The organism is Kribbella sp. NPDC049227 (genome assembly GCF_043197265.1).
In the GTDB taxonomy this organism is placed as follows: Bacteria; Actinomycetota; Actinomycetes; order Propionibacteriales; family Kribbellaceae; genus Kribbella.
On sequence record NZ_JBICST010000003.1, the window covers coordinates 871,819 to 890,135 of the forward strand.

The following is an 18,317-nucleotide window of genomic DNA, read 5'->3' on the forward strand; positions in this document are numbered from 1 at the left end:
GCAACGGAGCCTCTTGATGAACAACTCACCCCAGATCTCTGCGGCGTTCGCCGACCGGCACATCGGACCACGGCCGGACGAGGTCGCCCGGATGGTGGAGCTGCTCGGGTACGACGACGTCGACGCGCTCGTGGACGCCGCCGTACCGGAGTCGATCCGGTCCACCGAGGCGCTCCGGCTGCCCGAACCGGCCTCCGAGGTCGACGCGCTGACCGAACTCCGTCAGCTCGCCGCCCGCAACACCGTGGCCACCTCGATGATCGGCCAGGGGTACTACGGCACCTTCACCCCGTCGGTGATCGTCCGCCGCCTGGTCGAGAACCCGGCCTGGTACACCGCGTACACGCCGTACCAGCCGGAGATCTCCCAGGGCCGGCTCGAGGCGCTGCTGAACTTCCAGACCGTGGTGTCCGACCTGACCGGCCTGCCGACCGCGAACGCGTCGCTGCTGGACGAGGGGACCGCGGCCGCCGAGGCGATGACACTGGCCCACCGGTCGAACAAGAAGAGCAAGTCCGACCGCTTCCTGGTCGACGCTGACTGCTTCGACCAGACCATCGCCGTCGTGCGGACCCGGGCCGAGGCGCTCGGCATCGAGGTCGTCGTCGCGGACACCACCGACGGTCTGCCGGACGGCGACTTCTTCGGTTTCCTGGTGCAGTACCCGGGCGCCGGCGGTGTGGTCCGCGACCTGAAGCCGCTGATCTCCGCCGCGCACGAGCGCGAGACCCTGGTGGCGGTCGCCTCCGATCTGCTCGCGCTGACGTTGCTGGAGGCACCGGGTGAGGCCGGCGCCGACATCGTGATCGGCTCGTCCCAGCGCTTCGGCGTACCGCTGTTCTACGGCGGTCCGCACGCCGGCTTCATGTCCGTCCGCGCCGGTCTCGAGCGGTCGTTGCCCGGTCGCCTGGTCGGTGTCTCCGTCGACGCCGACGGCGCACCGGCGTACCGGCTGGCGTTGCAGACCCGGGAGCAGCACATCCGCCGCGAGAAGGCGACCTCCAACATCTGTACGGCGCAGGTCCTGCTCGCCGTGGTCGCGTCGATGTACGCCGTCTACCACGGGCCGGACGGCCTGAAGGCGATCGCCGACCGTGTCCACGAGTACGCGGGCAAGCTGGCCGCCTCGCTGCGCGCCGGTGGCGTGGAGGTTGTCCACGGCACCTTCTTCGACACCGTGCTCGCGCGCGTCCCCGGTCGAGCCGCCGACGTGGTCGACGCCGCCCGGCAGAACGGGATCTGGCTGCGCCTCGTCGACGCGGACCACGTCGGCATCACCTGCGACGAGAAGACCGACGTCGCCGCGGTGACCCGGGTCTGCGTGTCCTTCGGCGTCCGGTACGACGCTTCCGCCGAGGCGGCCGGTCTGCCCGAGGCGGTTCGCCGTACGACGGAGTACCTGACGCACCCGGTGTTCAACACGCACCGGTCCGAGACGGCGATGCTGCGGTACCTGCGCAAGCTGTCCGACTACGACTACGCGCTCGACCGCGGCATGATCCCGCTCGGCTCGTGCACGATGAAGCTGAACGCGACCACCGAGATGGAGCCGGTCACCTGGCCGGAGTTCGCCGATCTGCACCCGTTCGCGCCGATCGAGGACGCGGCCGGGTACGTGAAGCTGATCAGTCAGTTGGAGCGCTGGCTGGCCGAGGTCACCGGCTACGCGAAGGTCTCGATCCAGCCGAACGCCGGCTCTCAGGGTGAGCTGGCCGGTCTGCTCGCGATCCGCGGGTACCACCGCGCGCAGGGCGATCAGGACCGCAACGTCTGCCTGATCCCGGCCAGTGCGCACGGCACCAACGCCGCCTCCGCGGTGATGGCCGGCATGAAGGTGGTCGTTGTCAAGGGCAACGACGACGGCACGATCGACCTGTCCGACCTGCGGGCGAAGGCGTCCGAGCACGCGTCGAAGCTTGCGGCCATCATGATCACGTACCCCTCGACGCACGGGGTCTACGAGGAGAGCGTTCGCGAGGTCTGCCAGATCGTTCACGACCACGGCGGCCAGGTGTACGTCGACGGCGCGAACCTGAACGCGCTCCTCGGCCTGGCGAAGCCCGGTGAGTTCGGCGGCGACGTCAGCCACCTGAACCTGCACAAGACGTTCTGCATCCCGCACGGCGGTGGTGGTCCGGGTGTCGGCCCGGTGGCCGTGGCCGCGCACCTGGCGCCGTACCTGCCGAACCACCCGCTGCTGGACGAGGCCGGTCCGGACTCCGGTGTCGGCCCGATCAGCGCGGCGCCGTTCGGTTCGGCCGGCGTACTGGCGATCTCGTGGGCCTACATCCGGATGATGGGTGCCGAGGGTCTGACCGCCGCGACCAAGGCCGCCGTACTGACGGCGAACTACGTGGCGAAGCGGCTCGAGGGTGCCTTCCCGGTGCTCTACACCGGCGAGAACGGCCTGGTCGCGCACGAGTGCATCCTGGATCTGCGGCCGATGACCAAGGAGACCGGGATCAGCGTCGACGACGTCGCGAAGCGGCTGATCGACTACGGCTTCCACGCACCGACCATGTCGTTCCCGGTCGCGGGCACGCTGATGGTGGAGCCCACCGAGTCCGAGGACCTCGGCGAACTCGACCGGTTCTGCGACGCGATGATCGCGATCCGGCACGAGATCGACCGCGTTGCGGCGGGGGAGTGGCCAGCCGGTGACAACCCGCTGGTGAACTCGCCGCACACCGCCGAGTCGGTGATCAACGACAAGTGGGACCACGCCTACACCCGCGAGGAGGCGGCGTTCCCGCGCTCGGTCGACCGGACCTCGAAGTACTGGCCGCCCGTCCGCCGCATCGACGGCGCCTACGGCGACCGCAACCTCATCTGCTCCTGCCCCGCCCCGGAGGCCTTTGAGTGACTTCCGTTCGTCCTGTTACCGCCGACGCTCTGTACGCCGAGATCGCCGCTGCGCAGAGCGAATGGAAGTTGCCCTCGGTCAACGCGGGGGTGGTGCGTGACGGTGCACTGGTGTGGACCGGGTCGCGCGGGAGGTTCGCGACGGCGGACGGTGGTGCGCCCGGTCCGGATGTGCAGTATCGGATCGGGTCGATCACCAAGACGCTGACGGCGATCCTGGTGATGCAGTGCCGCGACGACGGGCTGCTCGCGCTGAACGATGCCGTGGGCAAGCATCTGCCGGGGATCGCGTTCGGCGACCGGACCGTGCGGCACCTGCTCGCGCACTCGGGCGGCATGAACGCCGAGCCGGAAGGTCCTTGGTGGGAACGCAATCCGGGGGTCTCGTTCGATGAGCTGACGGCGGCGATGGATGAGTCCCAGGCGGTAGGCCCGGCCGATCGCCGGCATCACTACTCGAACCTCGGCTACGCCTTGCTCGGTGAGATGGTGGCCCGGCTGCGGGGCGAGCCCTGGCTTCAACTGGTGCAGTCCCGCATCCTCGATCCGCTGGAGCTGCGGCGTACGTCGTACTTCCCGTCGGGTCCGGCCGCCCAGGGTTTCTCCGTGCATCCGTTCAGTGGGCGGCTGCTGGAGGAGCCCGCTCACGACTCCGGGGCGATGGCGCCGGCCGGGCAGTTGTGGAGCACGATCGAGGATCTGGCGAAGTACGCGATGTTCTGGATCGACCCCGTGCACGAGATCCTCAGCCGCGACACGGTCGAGGAGATGGCGTCACCCGCAGCCTCGGACCCACGCGAGAAACTGACCGCTTCCTACGGTTTGGGTCTCCGGCTGATTGCCGACGATCCGCAACTGTTCATCGGGCACACCGGCTCGATGCCCGGCTTCCTCGCCGGGCTGTTCGTCGACCGGACCCGCCGAGTGGGTGCGGTGACGTTGGGCAACGCGACGTACGGCCGTGTCGCATCCCTGCCACCGGACCTCGTGCGCATCCTCGTCACCCACGAACCGGTCCTGCCGCAGGAATGGATGCCCGAGCCGTCGCTCATCCAGGGCGATGACCTGCTGGGCCACTGGTACTGGGGCAACACCCCACTCACGATCTCCGTCTCGGCAGGCATCCTCACCATGACCGGCGGCCTGACCACCCGGCTGTCCCCACTGGCCCGCGACCTCTACCAAGGCCGCGACGGCTACCTGGCCGGCGAAACGCTCCGAGTCCATCGCGAGGGCTCCCGCATCACCCACCTCACCGTCGCCACCTTCACCCTCACCCGCAACCCCTACGGCGCCTGAGGGATCGTCAGGGTGTAGACGCCTGGCTTCGGTCGGCTGTGCAGTTCGTCCTCCAACCGGCGGGCCTCGTCGTGGCGGCCTAGTGCACGGAGGGTTTGGATCACCGTCTGGAGTGCGGGTGTCGTTCGGCGGACGGTCAGGGCCTCCTGGTACGCCGCCAGTGCCTCCTCGAGTCGGTGGGCCGCCCGGAGGTCGTCCCTCAGCAGACCGAGTGCGAGCTTCTCGTTGTCGTCGCCGTTGCGCAGGTTGGCTCTCAGGATCGCGACGGCTACCTCGCCGGCGAGAAGCTCCGCGTCGTCCGCAACGGCACCCAGATCGACCACCTGAACATCGCCACGTTCGTCCTGACCAGAACGCCCTACGGGCTGGCGTCCTGAGTCGGGACACTGGTGTCCCGACTCAGGACACTAGGAGATGATCTCGACAAGGCGTAGAGATTCGGCTGGACCGGTGACCGAGAGCTCGGCGACTTGGCCGATGCCTTTCACGTAGTACTTGTTGTCCAGCACATCCGGCTCGAGTGCGGTGGTCTCGGCTGTACGGAGGGCATGGCGGAAGGTGCCGAGGGGGATGGTCACCGTAGTGTTGCGGCCGATGAGCCAGAAGATGTCCTCGGCGTGGCCGGCGTACCATTCCTGGCGGAACTTGCGCCCGAGTTGCGGACGGGCCTGCATGAAGACACCGGGCTGGGCGCCGTTCACGCCCGCATGGAAGCTGCCTTCACGGCTGATGACGCGGCCGTGCGCGTCCAGCTCGGCGGTGTCCTCGCCGAAGTACCAGACGTTGCCGCAGCGGTCCTGGGCGTAGTAGTCGCTGGTGCGCTCGTGCAGCACGTTGTTCAGGTAGAGGCGGTCCTCGACGACCCTGGTCCGGACTCCCGCGATCACCCTGGTACGCGGCGTCGGGGCGAACAGGTCGAGGGCCTTCTCGCCGTCCTTGACGCCGGTGGAGACGAGCGTGCGGCCAGGTTTGAGCGGGAACCACGGGTTGGTCACGTTCGGGGAGAAGTCCGCGGGGTCGAACTCCGGGTGGTAGCGGCTGCCCGGTCCGAAGACCGGTAGCTTGCAGGTCGACGGGTGGTGGTGCTCCCGGTACGCGGTGCTGGTGGTGGGGGTCGCACCGGCCAGCAGGGCCGTGACTGCGAACAGCACACCAGGTTTCAGCCAAGCGATCATGAGCAGCGCTCCTTTCGTTCACGGTCAGCCTGCGACCGGTGCGCTGAACCAGGCCTGAACAGGTGAGGATCGCCACTCCTTGGGTGGTGGAGTTGACACGGTGCGTGAGGCGGGAGAAAAGTTAGGCCTGCCTTAGTAAGGCTTGCCTTACTCGACAACTTCCCGGGAGATCTGGTGCCGCATCCTGCGCGTCTGACCGCGTTGCCCTCGCCTGTGCGCAACCCGTTCGATTCCGCGTGGCCGTTCGCCTCGACTGTGTCCGATCGTGACCGAGGGCCGCTCCCGCACGGATCGCCGGCGGAGGTACTGCGCCGGACCGCCGAGGTGCTGGGCGAGCCGCGGGTGCCGTCGACCGGGGTGGGTGAGTCGGCCGCGCTGGACCTGATCGCGGGGCTGCTCGACGAGCACGGGATCGACCTGAGCCACCCGCACGCGGCCGCACACCTGCAGCCGCCGGTCCTGCAGGTGGCGGTCGACGCCGACGCGCTGGCGTCCGCGAGCAACGCGTCCATGGACACCTACGACTCCGGTCCGGCGACGCTCGCGATCGAGCAGTGGGTGGTGAAGGCGCTGGCCGGGCTGGCCGGCTTCGGTCCGGAGGCGGACGGCGTACTGACGCCCGGCGGCTCGATCTCGAACCTTCTGGCCGTGCTGATCGCCCGCGACAGCGCCGCCGCCGCAATCGGGATCGACGTACGGCGGAACGGCGTACAGGGACTCGACCGCCCGGTCGTGTTCTGCTCGGAGCTCGCCCACTTCTCGGTCCAGCGAGCCTGCGCCGCCCTCGGGCTCGGTGAGGAGGCGGCGATCACGATCGCCTCCGACGAGGAGTTCCGGATGTGCACCGACGTCCTGGCCGACGAGTTGGCCAAGCCGGGTCGTACTCCGGTCGCTGTGATCGCCACGGCCGGTACGACGGACTTCGGCTCGATCGACCCGATCGCGCCGATCGCCGAGCTGGCCCGGCAGTACGGCGCCTGGGTGCACGTGGACGCGGCGTACGGGTTCGGGGCGCTGTTCTCCGACCGGCTCGCCCCGCTGCTGGCTGACCTGGCCCACGCGGACTCGGTCACCCTCGACCTGCACAAGGTCGGCTGGCAGCCGGCCGCGACCAGCGTGCTGCTGGTGGCCGACCGGAACAGGTTCGCCGCGTTCGGCCGCTCGGTCGACTACCTGAACCCGGCCGACGACATCGACTCCGGACTGGACGGGCTGCTCGGCCGCAGCTTGCAGACCACGCGCCGCCCGGACGCGGTGAAGGTCGCCACCACGCTGACGGCATACGGGCGGGCCGGACTGGGCACAATGCTCGACACCTGCCACGAGCTCGCGCACGCCGCCGCGGCCCGGGTCGTTGCCGACAGCAACCTCGAGTTGCTGGCGCCGGTGACCCTGACCACGGTGCTGTTCCGGGTCGCCGGGCAGGGCCTGGAGGCGGCCGCGGCGGACGCTCTCCAGGGTGAGGTCCGGCGCCGGTTGCTGACGTCCGGACGGGTGCTGATCGGCCGGACCAAGCTGCCGGCCTGCGGCGGCCGCCCGGCGGTGGTCGCGTTGAAGCTGACGCTGCTGAACCCGAATGCCACCGCGACGGACATCGAGGACCTCCTCGATCAGGTCGTGGCCACCGGCTACGACGTCCTGGCGGAGAGCGGCGAAGGAGCAGCGTGACCTCATCGAACTCATCCGACCCATCGACCTCGGCGACGTCGTCGATCGCGGCGGCTGTTGCGGCCCATCTGAACGCGATCCTGCGGTGCTACACGCGGGAGACGTCCGTACCGGTCGCCGCCGGTCCCCTGACCCTGGCGGTCGGCGACACGACTGTGACCGCGCGGGTGGAGCATGCGTCCCGGACCGGATTGCACCAGTTCACCGAAGTGATGCTGGACGGCATGCCGCCGGCACCGGAGGACCTGGTCCGGGTGCTGTCGGCCGACGCCGACCCGGCCGAGATCGACGATCTGGCGGCGCGTACGGCGGAATCGGTCCGCAACGTCGCGCGGTTCGTCGGTGAGGCCGGCGGTGAGCGCGGACCGGGTCGTTTCCTGGAGGTCGAGCAGGCGCTGCTGCTCGGTCACCTGAATCATCCGGCGCCGAAAAGCCGGGACGGATTGAGCGGCGACGAGTTGGCGGCGTACTCGCCGGAGCTCGGCGGCCGCTTCGCGGTGCACTGGTTCGAGGCCGATGCCGAGCTGGTGTCGTCGGACCAGGTGGCCGGCGCGCCCTCGCTGCAGGGACTGGACGCTGTGCAGCTGATGGGCGCGCTGGCCGGCATCACTCCGTCGGCCGGTCGGGTGCTGATCCCGGCCCACCCGTGGCAGGCGGCGTCCGTCATGCAGCGGCCGCGGGTGGCTGAGCTGATCGCTGCGGGCCGGGTGAAGGCTCTGGGCCCGCAGGGGCCGGAGTGGTACCCGACCTCGAGCCTGCGGACCGTGTTTCATCCGGACATGTCCGTGATGCTGAAGCTGTCGCTCGGTCTGCGCATCACGAACTCTCGGCGCGAATCGACGCCTACCGAGCTGCGCCGCGGACTGGAGATCAACCGGCTGCTGGATGCGGCCTACAACGCCGGTACGGCGACCGCACACCCGCGGTTCTCCATCGTCCGCGACCCCGCGTGGGTTGCTCTTGACGAGGGTGGACCGACATTGACTGGACTTGACGTTGCTGTACGAGAAGTGCCAAGAGACGTCAATAGTTATCAATGTTTGGCGGGTCTCGTCGCGCCACGACCAGGCGGAGTGGCGCGGCTGAGCGAGTACGCCGCGGACGATCCACTCGGCTGGACGGCGTCGTACATCGACAACGTCTTGATCCCGATGCTGCACCTGTACGCCGAGACAGGCATCGGCCTGGAGGCGCATCAGCAGAACACTCTGGTGCGCACAGACGGCGCGGGCCGGATCAAGGGTGGTGCGTACCGCGACAACCAGGGCTACTACCTGGCTTCGTCGTACCTGCGTGGACTGCTCGGTGTGACCGGGCTGCGGGACTCCACGCTGGCTGTGGTCGAGGACGCCATCGTGGATGACCGGCTGACGTACTACCTGCTGCACAACCAGGCGCTGGCGGTTGTCGGCTGTCTGGCTGTCGACGGAGTCGCGGACGAGGCGGAGCTGCTCGGTGTGGTGCGTGAGCGGCTGACGCTGGCCTTGCCGTTGCTGAAGGGTGCCGGTCCGGAGGGCGACCGGCTGGCCCGTCGCTGGCTGGAGGCTGACACGTTGCCGTGCAAGGCCAACATGATGACCCGGCTGCGCGGCATCGACGAGGTGGTCGCGCCGCTGGATGCTCAGTCGGTCTACCTCGACATCCCGAACCCGCTCCGATGAGGTGTGACGTTCGCCCGATGCTCCACCTGGACAACGGCTTCGACCTCCGCCCGGCCGAAGCCACCGACGCGGCCAGGATCGCTCTGTGGATGGCCCAGCCGCACATCCAGCAGTGGTGGCGGCAGGACTGGTCCGTGGAGCACTGGGCGCAGGAGCTCAGCCGGCAGACGGCGGGAGAGCACTCCGTTCCGTGCGTGGTCACGGTCGACGCGGAGGACTTCGGGTACGTCGAGCTCTATCGGGTCCGGCTCGACCGCCTGGCCGAGTACTACCCGAGTGACGAGCACGACTGGGGGATCCACGTCGCCATCGGCGACCTGACCCGGGTCGGCCGCGGTCTCGGGCGCCGGCTGCTGCGCGCGCTGGCCGACGCTCTCCTGCACTCAGACCCTGCCTGTCAGCGTGTCGTCGCCGAACCCGACAGCGCCAACACCCCCTCCGTCCGCGCGTTCGTCGCGGCCGGCTTCGTCCAGCGGGGCGAGCTGCAGCTGCCCGAGAAGACCGCACTATTGATGGTCCGCACCAGGACCGTGGAGGTACTGACATGACGACCGCCCCGGATTCGACGCCGTACGACGTGATCGCGATCGGCTGTGGACCCTTCAACCTCGGGCTGGCCGCGTTGGCCGACGGACTGGACGACGTACGGCTGGCAGTGCTCGACAGCCGGCCGGAGTTCACCTGGCACCGCGGACTGATGTTCGGCGACGCGATGTTGCAGGTGTCGTTCCTGGCCGATCTGGTCAGCCTGGTCGAGCCGGCGCACCGGTTGTCGTTCTTGTCCTTCCTGCGCGACAACGATCGGCTGTACCAGTTCTACGTGCGGGAGAAGTTCCACCCGGCCCGCCGCGAGTACGAGACGTACCTGCGGTGGTGTGCGGCGCAGTTGGACTCACTGCACTTCGGTCACCACGTCAGCGAGGTCTCCTGGACGGGTGAGGTGTTCGAGCTCACGGTGGAGCGTGGTGAGTCGACAGAGACGTTCGCTGCGCGGCATCTGGTGGTTGGCGTCGGTACTGAGCCCGCGGTGCCTGCTGCACTGGCCGGACTGCCCGAGGAGCGGTTCCTGCACTCGGCGGACTACCTCTTCCGTCGTGACGACCTGCTGCGGACAGGTCGGGTGACTGTTGTCGGGTCCGGTCAGTCCGGTGCGGAGTGTGCGCTCGATCTGCTGCGAGCCAACGCCGACGGCGGCCCTGCCGTGTCGTGGCTGACCCGGACACCGTCGTTCGCGCCGCTGGACTACTCGAAGCTCGTGCTGGAGATGACCACGCCGACGTACGTCGACTACTTCCACGCACTGGACGAGGTGACACGCGACAAGCTGGTCAAGGAGCAGTGGCGGCACTACAAAGGCATCTCGTCGGAGACCCTCGACGACATCCACGATGTGCTCTACGCGCGGGACCTCACTGCCGCACCGGTCGAGCTGCAGTGCGGTGTGGCCGTTGTATCCGCCGTGGCCCGTGCCGACGGCATCGAGATGACGCTGCAGCACGCGGACAGTGGCAAGACCTTCCAGCACCACTGCGACGCCGTGGTCGCGGCCACTGGCTATCGCAATCGCACGCTGCCGTTCATGGCCGCTCTCGAGGATCAGGTACGTCGCGACGCCGCCGGGCGATGGATGATCAACCGGGACCACAGTGTGGTGACCGATGCCGCACTGGCCGGCCGGCTCTTCGTGGCGAACGCGGACCTGCACAGCCACGGTGTCGCGGCGCCAGATCTCGGGATCGGTGCCATCCGCAACGCCACCATCCTCAACAGCGTCGCCGGACGCGAGGTGTTCCGGCTGCCGAAGTCCACCGCCTTCACGACGTTCGCCATCCCCGGATGAGTGTCTGGAATCGCTGTTCGGCGGAGCTGCTGGCGAAACTGATCTCGCAGTTCTGCACCGAGAACCTGCTCCAACCGGTCGACCACCGGCTGGACCTCGGCACCGTCTCCTACACGTTCACCGCGACGCGCGGCGCCTTCGGAAGCTGGCGGGTCGCGCCGGACTCCATCAGGCGTACGACCGCGGGGATCCTGGGCAACGACGAGAGCGAGGTCGCCGTTGACCCGGTGCAGTTCCTCGTCGACGCGTCCGACGTACTCGGACTCGACGGGCCGACGGTGGCCGGGTACGTCGCGGAGTTGGCGAGCACGCTGGCTGCCGACGTACGGATGGCATCTACTGCGGTAGCGCCTGCTGAGCTGCTGGAGTTGCACCACAGCCGGGTGGAGGGGCATCTCACCGGGCACCCTTTGCTGGTGGCCAACAAGGGCCGTCTGGGGTTCTCTGCCGAGGACAGCCTGCGGTACGCGCCCGAGTCACGCACTCCGCTGCGTCTGACCTGGCTCGCTGTTCGCCGAGGGCTCGCAGAGTTCCGTGGTACGCCGGACCTGTCGGAGCACTCGGTGGTAGGCCGTGAGCTGGGTCCTGACGCGTTGGAGGCGTTCCGCGGCCAGTTGGTCGACGCGGACTCGTACGTGTGGCTGCCGTGCCATCCATGGCAGCTGGACCACGTCGTACGGACGCAGTGGGCGCGTGAGCTGGCCGCCGGGGAGATCGTCGTCCTGGGGGAGGGGCCCGACGAGTACCTGCCGACCCAGTCGATCCGGACGATGGTGAACATCACCCAGCGGCTGCGCTACCAGGTGAAGCTGCCGCTGAAGATCCTGAACACCTCGGTGTACCGCGGCATCCCGGAGCACTGCACGCTGGCCGCGCCGATGGTCACCCAGTGGCTGCGTGGACTCTGGTACCGCGACGAGGTGCTGGGCCGTCTCGGCACCGAACTGCTCGGTGAGGTTGCGTCCGTGACCGTGCGCCATCCGCAGCTGTCCGGTGCTCCCGGCATTCCGTACCAGTGGACCGAGACCCTCGGCTGCATCTGGCGAGACCCGGTGGACCCGCGTCTCCAGCCGGGTGAGACCGTCTGGCCGCTGGCGGCAGTACTGCATCCCGGTCTGGTCGAAGAGATGATCGCCCGCTCCGGCACCGACGCCCGCACCTGGATCAGTCACCTCATCGGCACGCTCCTCCGCCCACTGCTCCACCTGATGCACCACTACGGCATCACGGTGAACCCGCACGGCGAGAACCTGGCCGTCATCTGTGGCCCCGAAGGCCTCCCGGCCCGTCTCGTGATCAAGGATCTCGTCGACGACATCAACGTCTCCACCGAGCAGGTACTTGCCCGAGGCATCGAGCCGGACTCGCACGACCGCGTCCTGCCCCGCAAGCCTTGGCACATCCTCCGCCAGTACCTCGTCGACGCCCTGCTCCTCGGCGTACTCAACCCCCTCGCCGACCTCGAACTCATCCCACCAGAAGAGTTCTGGGGCCTCACCCGCGGCGAGGTCGACCTCTACACCACCACCCACCCCGAGTACGCCGACCGCCTGACAGCCACCGCCCTCACCGCCGAAACCTTCGCCCGCTACCCCCTCAACGGCTACCGCCTAACCCTCGGCTACACCGACCTCGACACCCGCCCCCCAATCCCCACCACCGGCCGCATCCCCAACCCACTGCACACGGCCGAGCCGCTCCGCTAGAACTGCGTCGGCGGGCCGTGGCGCCAGAGTTGTAGTTCTTCGTCTATTGCCAGGGCCAGGCCTAGGAGGTCGGCTTCGCGTTCGGGGAGGGCGGCTAGGGACAGGCCTACTGGTAGGGCCCGTTTGTCGAAGCCGGCGGGGACGCTGAGGGCGGGGAAGCCGGCGACGGACCAGGGAGTGGAGAGACGGATCTTCGGGCCCTTCGGGGGGCCGTTGGGGTCGATCAGGGGTGGGGCGGCGTCGATGGTGGGGTGGGCGATCGCGTCGAGTCCGTGGGCGGCCATGATGCCTCGCCAGTCGTTGGCCCAGCCGGCTCGGAGGCGGAGGGCTTCGGCGTACCGCTCGGGGCTGACGCGTTCGCCTTTGCGGACTCGTTCGCGGACCTGGGGTGTGTAGAGATGGCTGTGGGGTTCGAGTGCGTCGTGGATCTGGTGCGCCTCGCTCTCGGTGATCGTGTCGAAGACGCCGATGGACTTCTCCAGGACGACCTTGGTGTTCGGCGGGTTCTCGACCTCGACCAATTGGGCGCCGCGGGCTGCCAAAAGGCCGAGAGCCTCATGGCAGACGACGGCGATGCGGTCGTCGACCTGCTGCCAGGACATCTCGGTCGGAAGCCCGATGCGGACGCCGCTGAGGTCGTGCGGGGGTTCCAAGGGGTACGACGGGCAGGGTTCGTCGCGAGTCGCGGGGTCGCGCGGGTCGTGGCCCGCGAGGACTGACATCAGGATCGAGATGTCGAGCATGCGGCGGGCCATCGGGCCGGCGACATCGAAGGACGGGCTGAGCGGGATCACGCCGTACCGGGAGATGCGGCCTGGGGTGCTGCGCAGGGTGCAGACGCCGCAGGCCGCCGCGGGGATGCGGAGCGAGCCGCCGGTGTCGGTGCCGGTGGCGATCGGGGCCATCCGACCGGCGAGCGCGGCCGCCGATCCGCCGGAGGATCCACCGGGCGTACGACGTACGTCCCACGGGTTGGCCGTCGGCGTCGACGCGGTCCCGTAGGCGAACTCGTGGGTCGTGGTCTTTCCGAGTAGACCCGCACCGGCCGCGGACAGCCGCTCCCACACAGCGGCGTCCTCGGCCGGTACGTAGGTTGCCAGCACCTGACTGCCCGCGGTGGTGAGGACTCCTTTGGTGAGGAAGACGTCCTTCACCGCGACTGGTACGCCGGCCAGCGGTCCGACCCGATCGCCGGATGCGCGGGCCTCGTCGGCGCGAACTGCGGCGTCGAGGGCGAGCTCGGGAGTACGGGTGACGAATGCGCGGACCGCGGGCTCGGCCACGTCGATGCGGCGCAGACAATCCTCAACGAGTTCGCGCGCTGAGAGTTTCCGTTGCCCCAGTAATTGGAGCACCTCGGTCAGGCTGAGGTCCGCGGCGGAGTCACTCACGTCTGCGAGCCTACGAAAAAATACCCGCCCGGGGATCCCGGGCGGGTGTCGAGAGGTGCGCGGCAGCGCTGCCGGTCAGCGCCCCATGGCGGTGGCGACGTTGTAGAGGCCGAAGCAGAAGACCATCACGACGCCGAAGAGCAGAATGAACAGGATCTGCTTCCAGAAGGAGATCAGGAGCACCGCACTGGCCAGCACGACGACGGTCGCGACGAATTCGTTGGGAGGCATGGCGTTTCCTCTTTTCCTTCGATTCACTTCCTTTTGATGACTTGTCATTTGCCGCTCACCGGTTAGAGTGAGTCGGCGGCTCGGCGTAACTGATTACGCTTTCAGTGAACGCTGCGACAATCGGTTGTCAATCCAGAAAAGTTGGCACCACAATCTTTGTCCGGACATGATTTTGGCAGCCCTGTGTTCCGGCGGTCCTGAGGTTTGGCAGTGGCCGGCGGTACGCTGGTAGGTTTCCGCGTATCACTTTCCGCCAGTTGGCAGGACTGGTCTGCCAACTGGCAGTTCTGGCGCCAACACGCCGCCAAAACTCGTCCAGTTGGGAAGTTGCGGTGCCATGGCAACTGTCGGATAGCATCCGGGTGTGGTGATCAATGCCGCCGGCCCGGCGGTGCGCGCCGCCGCTGTCCCGCGGCCTCCAGTCTCAGTAGCCCCAGCAGTTCCTGCGTCCCCAGCAGCCAGACTTTCGCTCGATGATTGCCGAAGGCATGCTCCTGGCTTCGCCGACCTGCTGGACGACGCCGTGCGCCGGCACGGCGTTCCGAACCGTGCGCTCAGTGTGCGGACCTTGCTGCACCTGCCTCGATTGGCCCGCCCGAACGGGACGGTCGCACGCCAGCAGGTGATCGCCGAACTGAATCGCAACGCGGCCCGGTTGCAGCGTGATCAGCAGGCCATCGAAAACCTCATTCCGAAGGACGAGTACCTGCTGCCCGACCTGCGTTTCGTGCGACTCGGGAACAGCGACGCGGATCAGGTTTTCAGCCGCCTGCATTACCTGCGTAGTGCCCGGGCCGGATCGGTGAACTTCGCTTTGGTGGACCCGGTGAACAGGCTTCCGGTCACGTTGTGCAGCGTTTCCCCGCTGGAATGGATGCGGGTCGGGCGGCAGCTGCAGGCGCAGTTCGGCGTACCACTCGGAGCGGCCTGGGACGTGTCCCGGGTGTATTCCTTCGACGTCGCTCCGGTGAATGCGATCTCGTTCCTGCTGTCGAAAGTCCGGCAGGTGATCCGGCGCGAGATTCCCAGCGTGCAACTGCTCACCACGGCGGTCGATCCGAATCTCGGATTCATCGGCTCGAGCTACCGGGCTGCCAACTGGCAGCAGTGGATGTCGATCGAGGCACGTCCCTACCTGTACGTCGACGGGATCTACGCCAGCCCGCGCCAGCTCCGGACCCGCTACGGCGGCGCGAACCTCACCGAGCTGCGGCGTACCCACTCCGGCACCCGCTTCGAGCAGAGCCGCGCCAAACTCCTCGACTCGGTCATCTACTGCTGCCGCATGCGCGGCGAGACCGCCCCCGTACCCATCGAAGACCAACGCCGCCTGCGCCGCTGATCAGCAGGATCAGGTGGTCGATCCGCCGTTCATCGAGAACGGGAACCTGGCCAGCAGGGCGTCGATGCGTTGGCGGTCGGGCATGGAGTTGGTGAGGGGGAAGTCGGCGGTCGCGCAGGACATGGCGGCGGTGGCCCAGAGGGCGACCGCCGCGGAGAACTTGCCGTCGTTGTCGACGAGCTTGGCGGCCAGCGCCGCGCAGAAGGCGTCGCGCGCGGCTGAGGACTCCTTGTAGATCGACGGGATCGTGGGCACGCTCAGTACGTCGTGGGCCGCGCCGGAGTAGACCGTGCATCCGCCGTTGACGAGCACGCACAACGCTTCCACCCCGAAGGCGAGCAGGTTCCGCGCGACCGGGTCGGGGTCGAAAGGCGCCTGGCCCTGGGCAGCGAAGTGGCCGAGCTCCCAGGGGTGCGCGACCAGGTAGTCGATCCGCAGGAAGGTGTCGCGCGAGATGCGCTCGTCGACGTAGGGCTGGCCCGGAGTCACGATCACCAGCGGCCGGTTGAGCGGGTCCGAGTGCGCGAGAGCAAGCGATTGCTGCATCGTCTCGCGCGGGACCTCGAACGTCGTCAGCAGGACGTCGCAGCCGGCCAGGTGGTCGCGGTGGTCGTCGAGGTCCTCGGGGGCGAGGAAGACCTGCTTCTCGTTGCGCCAGTTGACGGCGATGCTGTCGCCGAGTTCCTTCTCGAAGACTCCGGTGAACGGCGTACGGCGGCCGCGGATGCGTTTGACGAGGGAGGTGTCGACGCCCTCGTCGTGCAGGTACTGGAGGATCTCCTCGCCGAAGCGGTCGTCGGTCACCGCCGCGATCAAGGAGGTCCGCAGCCCGAGGCGCGCCGCAGCGACAGCCTGGGTCAGACCTTTGCCACCGGGGGAGAGGTCGAAGCCGTAGGCCTCGCTCGACGTCTCCGGCTCCGGCAGGGTCTTGGTCCGGAACGTCGCGTCCATGACCGCGCCGCCGACCACGATCACGCGCCCGGCCGGGGCGGTGTCCGTGGCCGGGGCCGCGTCGAGCATGGTGACGGTCTTAGAGCCGACCGAGTAGATGGCTCGGCGGATCAGCTGGTTCGCGAGTTCGCGCAGTACGGCGGGCTCCGTCGTACCGCGCAGGGAGCGGTCGCTCGGGGCTTCGCCGGGTTGCTGGCCGAGTGCCTCGTGCAGGCGGTGCCAGTTGTTCAGCAACGCTTCGCGGCGGGGACCCAGGGACGGGTTGTAGAGCGACCGGGTGACGCGCTCCTCGATGCCGGCCTCGGCGTACGACGCGGTGTGGACCCCGAGGGCGAGGATCGCGTCGGCGACGATCTGCGTGGTGCCCTTGAGGTCGTCCCGGACGCAGTTGATGACCAGTTCGCGCGCCGCCCGGGCGCGGTCGAGCTCATGCACGGACGCGAACCTGCGGGTCGCCGGCAGCTCCAGCAGCGGCGCCGTCGTGCTCGACTCGCCGGCCTTCAGCCGGGCGATGGTCAGACCGTCGTGGGTGCGGAGCTTCTCGAGCACGCTGGCAAGCAGCAGCACGTCAGCCGTCTGCTTGTCGCTGCGATTCGTCATCCGGCCCCCGGGTCGTGAATATCCTCGAACCAAGTATGCGGACCCACGGGTCAGGGTGGAAACCGGCTGCGCGCGTCGGGTCACGCCCGGACGGCGGTGCCGGTCACGAAGAGTGTCCGGATCCGGCGACCCCGGAGGTCCGCGATCCGCTCCCGACTGTCGTTGCCGTCAGCAATTAATCTGGCGTCGCGAAGGCTCAGGCCGGACCGCTGGACTGGGGGCCGGGCCTGGTTGTGACGTAGGCTGCTGCGGTCTGCCGGTTGTCCAGACCGGCGAGACGACCACGGGGAGCAAGATGAAGACTGGGCATGTCGAGCTCGCGAGAGCGCAGCAGGAGCGTTGGCAGCGGGCCTACCTGCATCATCCGCAGCTGCACGGTTCGGAGCCGTCCGCGGCGGCGCACTGGGCCGCGGAGGTGTTCGGTGCCGCAGGCATCGATGATGTGCTGGAGCTGGGCGCCGGGCACGGCCGGGACGCGTTCTTCCTGGCCAGACAGGGATTCAGCGTGCACGCGACGGACTTCAGCGAGTCAGCGCTCGACCAGTTGCGGCTGGAAGCGCAGCGTGAGGGCCTCGACGACCGCGTCACCGCCGCGCTGCACGACGTCCGCGACCCGCTGCCGCCCGCCGACGCCACCGTCAACGCGGTGTTCGCGAACCTGCTACTGAACATGGCCTTCACCCGCGCCGAACTGCGCTCCCTGGTGTCCGAGATCTACCGCGTCCTCTGCCCGGGCGGACTCTTCGTGTACGCCGTGTGGTCGGCCGATGACCCGTGTGCGGGCCACTGGCAAGAACTCGAGGAGGGACTGGCCGTGCACGACGGATTCGTCGGCCGGTTCTTCGACCAGCAGCTGATCCAGGAACTGGCCGACCGCTGGCGGCTCGACGACGAGACGCCGTACGACGAAGGTCCGCGGCCGCTGCGGATGTGGCGGGTCACGCTGGCGAAACCCGAGCCGGAAACCTGAAGCCGGCTCTAACAGTTGGCCGGTTCCGGAAAGGTGACGTTGGCGGCGGCAACGGCGTGCCAGGTTGCGGTGTGGTCACCATACGGAAAGCTTGCATTGACGGACCCGTTTGGTTCCGACAGGCTCTGTCCGCGTCTCACCTTCGACCATCGGAGATCAGTAATGCAGTGGTACATCGATGTCATCAAGAAGTACGCCGTGTTCAGCGGTCGGGCCCGGCGCAAAGAGTACTGGATGTTCTTCCTGTTCAACGTGATCGTCTCGATCATCTTGGGCATCGTTGACAGGATCATCGGTACGGACTACGGCAACTCCGGCAGCGGAATCCTCTCGACGATCTACAGCCTCGGAGTGCTGCTGCCCTCGATCGGTGTCGCTATCCGGCGCATGCACGACACGAACCGCAGCGGCTGGTGGATCCTGATCAACCTGATCCCCTGCATCGGCTGGATCTGGTTCATCGTGCTGGCGGCCCAGGAGGGCACGGTCGGTGACAACCAGCACGGCCCGGACCCGAAGGCGGCCGAGCGGTTCGGCGGCCCGGGCATGGGTGGTCCGGCCGAGCCGGGGTACCCGACCGTCTGACCCGAGTACGAACGCAGAACGCCCCGCGACCCTACG

General features: G+C 68.3%; 15 protein-coding genes. 10 read left to right on the forward strand and 5 right to left on the reverse strand.

Annotated elements, in window-relative coordinates; genetic code table 11:
• The first annotated feature begins 16 nt into the window (after positions 1–16).
• Both gcvP and ACGFH6_RS16380 read left to right on the forward strand, forming a co-directional pair.
• A complete protein-coding gene (gene gcvP, locus ACGFH6_RS16375; RefSeq protein WP_393384408.1) occupies positions 17–2,863 on the forward strand; it encodes an aminomethyl-transferring glycine dehydrogenase in 2,847 nt (948 codons plus the stop codon).
• Positions 2,860–4,161 (forward strand): serine hydrolase domain-containing protein, encoded by a 1,302-nt coding sequence (locus ACGFH6_RS16380; RefSeq protein ID WP_393384410.1) that lies wholly within the window; start codon positions 2,860–2,862, stop codon positions 4,159–4,161. Before gcvP ends, ACGFH6_RS16380 begins: the two co-directional genes overlap by 4 nt.
• On the opposite strand, the gene ACGFH6_RS16385 is transcribed toward ACGFH6_RS16380, so the two are convergent.
• Together ACGFH6_RS16385 and ACGFH6_RS16390 are read right to left on the reverse strand one after the other, a co-directional pair.
• Positions 4,149–4,484, reverse strand: coding sequence for a hypothetical protein (locus tag ACGFH6_RS16385; RefSeq protein ID WP_393384411.1), 336 nt, complete (start codon positions 4,482–4,484; stop codon positions 4,149–4,151). The two genes, ACGFH6_RS16380 and ACGFH6_RS16385, sit on opposite strands and share 13 nt — an antisense overlap.
• Positions 4,485–4,568: 84 nt before the next feature.
• Positions 4,569–5,336, reverse strand: coding sequence for a hypothetical protein (locus ACGFH6_RS16390; RefSeq protein WP_393384413.1), 768 nt, complete (start codon positions 5,334–5,336; stop codon positions 4,569–4,571).
• Positions 5,337–5,510: 174 nt separating this feature from the next.
• Between ACGFH6_RS16390 and ACGFH6_RS16395 the strand changes: the two genes are divergently transcribed.
• From ACGFH6_RS16395 to ACGFH6_RS16415, 5 genes are read left to right on the forward strand one after another with little or no spacing between them, the layout of a single operon-like run.
• On the forward strand, positions 5,511–7,004 hold the full coding sequence (locus tag ACGFH6_RS16395) for a pyridoxal phosphate-dependent decarboxylase family protein (protein WP_393384415.1): 1,494 nt from the start codon (positions 5,511–5,513) through the stop codon (positions 7,002–7,004).
• Positions 7,001–8,665 (forward strand): IucA/IucC family protein, encoded by a 1,665-nt coding sequence (locus tag ACGFH6_RS16400; RefSeq protein ID WP_393384416.1) that lies wholly within the window; start codon positions 7,001–7,003, stop codon positions 8,663–8,665. Before ACGFH6_RS16395 ends, ACGFH6_RS16400 begins: the two co-directional genes overlap by 4 nt.
• 17 nt (positions 8,666–8,682) lie before the next feature.
• Entirely contained in the window at positions 8,683–9,213 is a 531-nt protein-coding gene (locus ACGFH6_RS16405) for a GNAT family N-acetyltransferase (RefSeq protein WP_393384418.1), read from the forward strand.
• Positions 9,210–10,505, forward strand: coding sequence for a lysine N(6)-hydroxylase/L-ornithine N(5)-oxygenase family protein (locus tag ACGFH6_RS16410; protein ID WP_393384420.1), 1,296 nt, complete (start codon positions 9,210–9,212; stop codon positions 10,503–10,505). The genes ACGFH6_RS16405 and ACGFH6_RS16410 overlap by 4 nt, the downstream gene beginning before the upstream one ends.
• Complete coding sequence (locus ACGFH6_RS16415; protein ID WP_393384422.1) at positions 10,502–12,211, forward strand: IucA/IucC family protein; 1,710 nt, start codon at positions 10,502–10,504, stop codon at positions 12,209–12,211. The genes ACGFH6_RS16410 and ACGFH6_RS16415 overlap by 4 nt, the downstream gene beginning before the upstream one ends.
• Here ACGFH6_RS16415 and ACGFH6_RS16420 read toward each other — a convergent pair.
• Complete coding sequence (locus ACGFH6_RS16420) at positions 12,208–13,602, reverse strand: amidase (protein ID WP_393384423.1); 1,395 nt, start codon at positions 13,600–13,602, stop codon at positions 12,208–12,210. The two genes, ACGFH6_RS16415 and ACGFH6_RS16420, sit on opposite strands and share 4 nt — an antisense overlap.
• Before the next feature lie 75 nt (positions 13,603–13,677).
• A complete protein-coding gene (locus ACGFH6_RS16425) occupies positions 13,678–13,833 on the reverse strand; it encodes a hypothetical protein (RefSeq protein ID WP_165553780.1) in 156 nt (51 codons plus the stop codon).
• Positions 13,834–14,401: 568 nt separating this feature from the next.
• Here ACGFH6_RS16425 and ACGFH6_RS16430 point away from each other — a divergent pair.
• A complete protein-coding gene (locus ACGFH6_RS16430; RefSeq protein ID WP_393384425.1) occupies positions 14,402–15,175 on the forward strand; it encodes a hypothetical protein in 774 nt (257 codons plus the stop codon).
• Positions 15,176–15,184: 9 nt separating this feature from the next.
• On the opposite strand, the gene ACGFH6_RS16435 is transcribed toward ACGFH6_RS16430, so the two are convergent.
• Positions 15,185–16,726 (reverse strand): PfkB family carbohydrate kinase, encoded by a 1,542-nt coding sequence (locus ACGFH6_RS16435; protein WP_393384427.1) that lies wholly within the window; start codon positions 16,724–16,726, stop codon positions 15,185–15,187.
• Between the two features lie 295 nt (positions 16,727–17,021).
• On the opposite strand from ACGFH6_RS16435, the gene ACGFH6_RS16440 reads away from it, so the two are divergent.
• Together ACGFH6_RS16440 and ACGFH6_RS16445 are read left to right on the forward strand one after the other, a co-directional pair.
• Positions 17,022–17,696 (forward strand): class I SAM-dependent methyltransferase, encoded by a 675-nt coding sequence (locus tag ACGFH6_RS16440; protein ID WP_393384429.1) that lies wholly within the window; start codon positions 17,022–17,024, stop codon positions 17,694–17,696.
• A 162-nt stretch (positions 17,697–17,858) separates the two neighbouring features.
• Positions 17,859–18,281 carry a DUF805 domain-containing protein gene (locus ACGFH6_RS16445; RefSeq protein WP_393384430.1) on the forward strand — a complete coding sequence of 141 codons (423 nt, stop codon included), beginning with the start codon at positions 17,859–17,861 and terminating at the stop codon, positions 18,279–18,281.
• The last annotated feature ends 36 nt before the right edge of the window (positions 18,282–18,317 follow it).

Bases quoted from the DNA above. Each gene is read 5' to 3' on its own strand.
- gcvP (WP_393384408.1), top strand. From the start codon at position 17: ATGAACAACTCACCCCAGATCTCTGCGGCGTTCGCCGACCGGCACATC.
- ACGFH6_RS16390 (WP_393384413.1), bottom strand. From the start codon at position 5,336: ATGATCGCTTGGCTGAAACCTGGTGTGCTGTTCGCAGTCACGGCCCTG.
- ACGFH6_RS16405 (WP_393384418.1), top strand. From the start codon at position 8,683: ATGCTCCACCTGGACAACGGCTTCGACCTCCGCCCGGCCGAAGCCACC.
- ACGFH6_RS16410 (WP_393384420.1), top strand. From the start codon at position 9,210: ATGACGACCGCCCCGGATTCGACGCCGTACGACGTGATCGCGATCGGC.
- ACGFH6_RS16415 (WP_393384422.1), top strand. From the start codon at position 10,502: ATGAGTGTCTGGAATCGCTGTTCGGCGGAGCTGCTGGCGAAACTGATC.
- ACGFH6_RS16425 (WP_165553780.1), bottom strand. From the start codon at position 13,833: ATGCCTCCCAACGAATTCGTCGCGACCGTCGTCGTGCTGGCCAGTGCG.
- ACGFH6_RS16435 (WP_393384427.1), bottom strand. From the start codon at position 16,726: ATGACGAATCGCAGCGACAAGCAGACGGCTGACGTGCTGCTGCTTGCC.
- ACGFH6_RS16440 (WP_393384429.1), top strand. From the start codon at position 17,022: ATGAAGACTGGGCATGTCGAGCTCGCGAGAGCGCAGCAGGAGCGTTGG.
- ACGFH6_RS16445 (WP_393384430.1), top strand. From the start codon at position 17,859: ATGCAGTGGTACATCGATGTCATCAAGAAGTACGCCGTGTTCAGCGGT.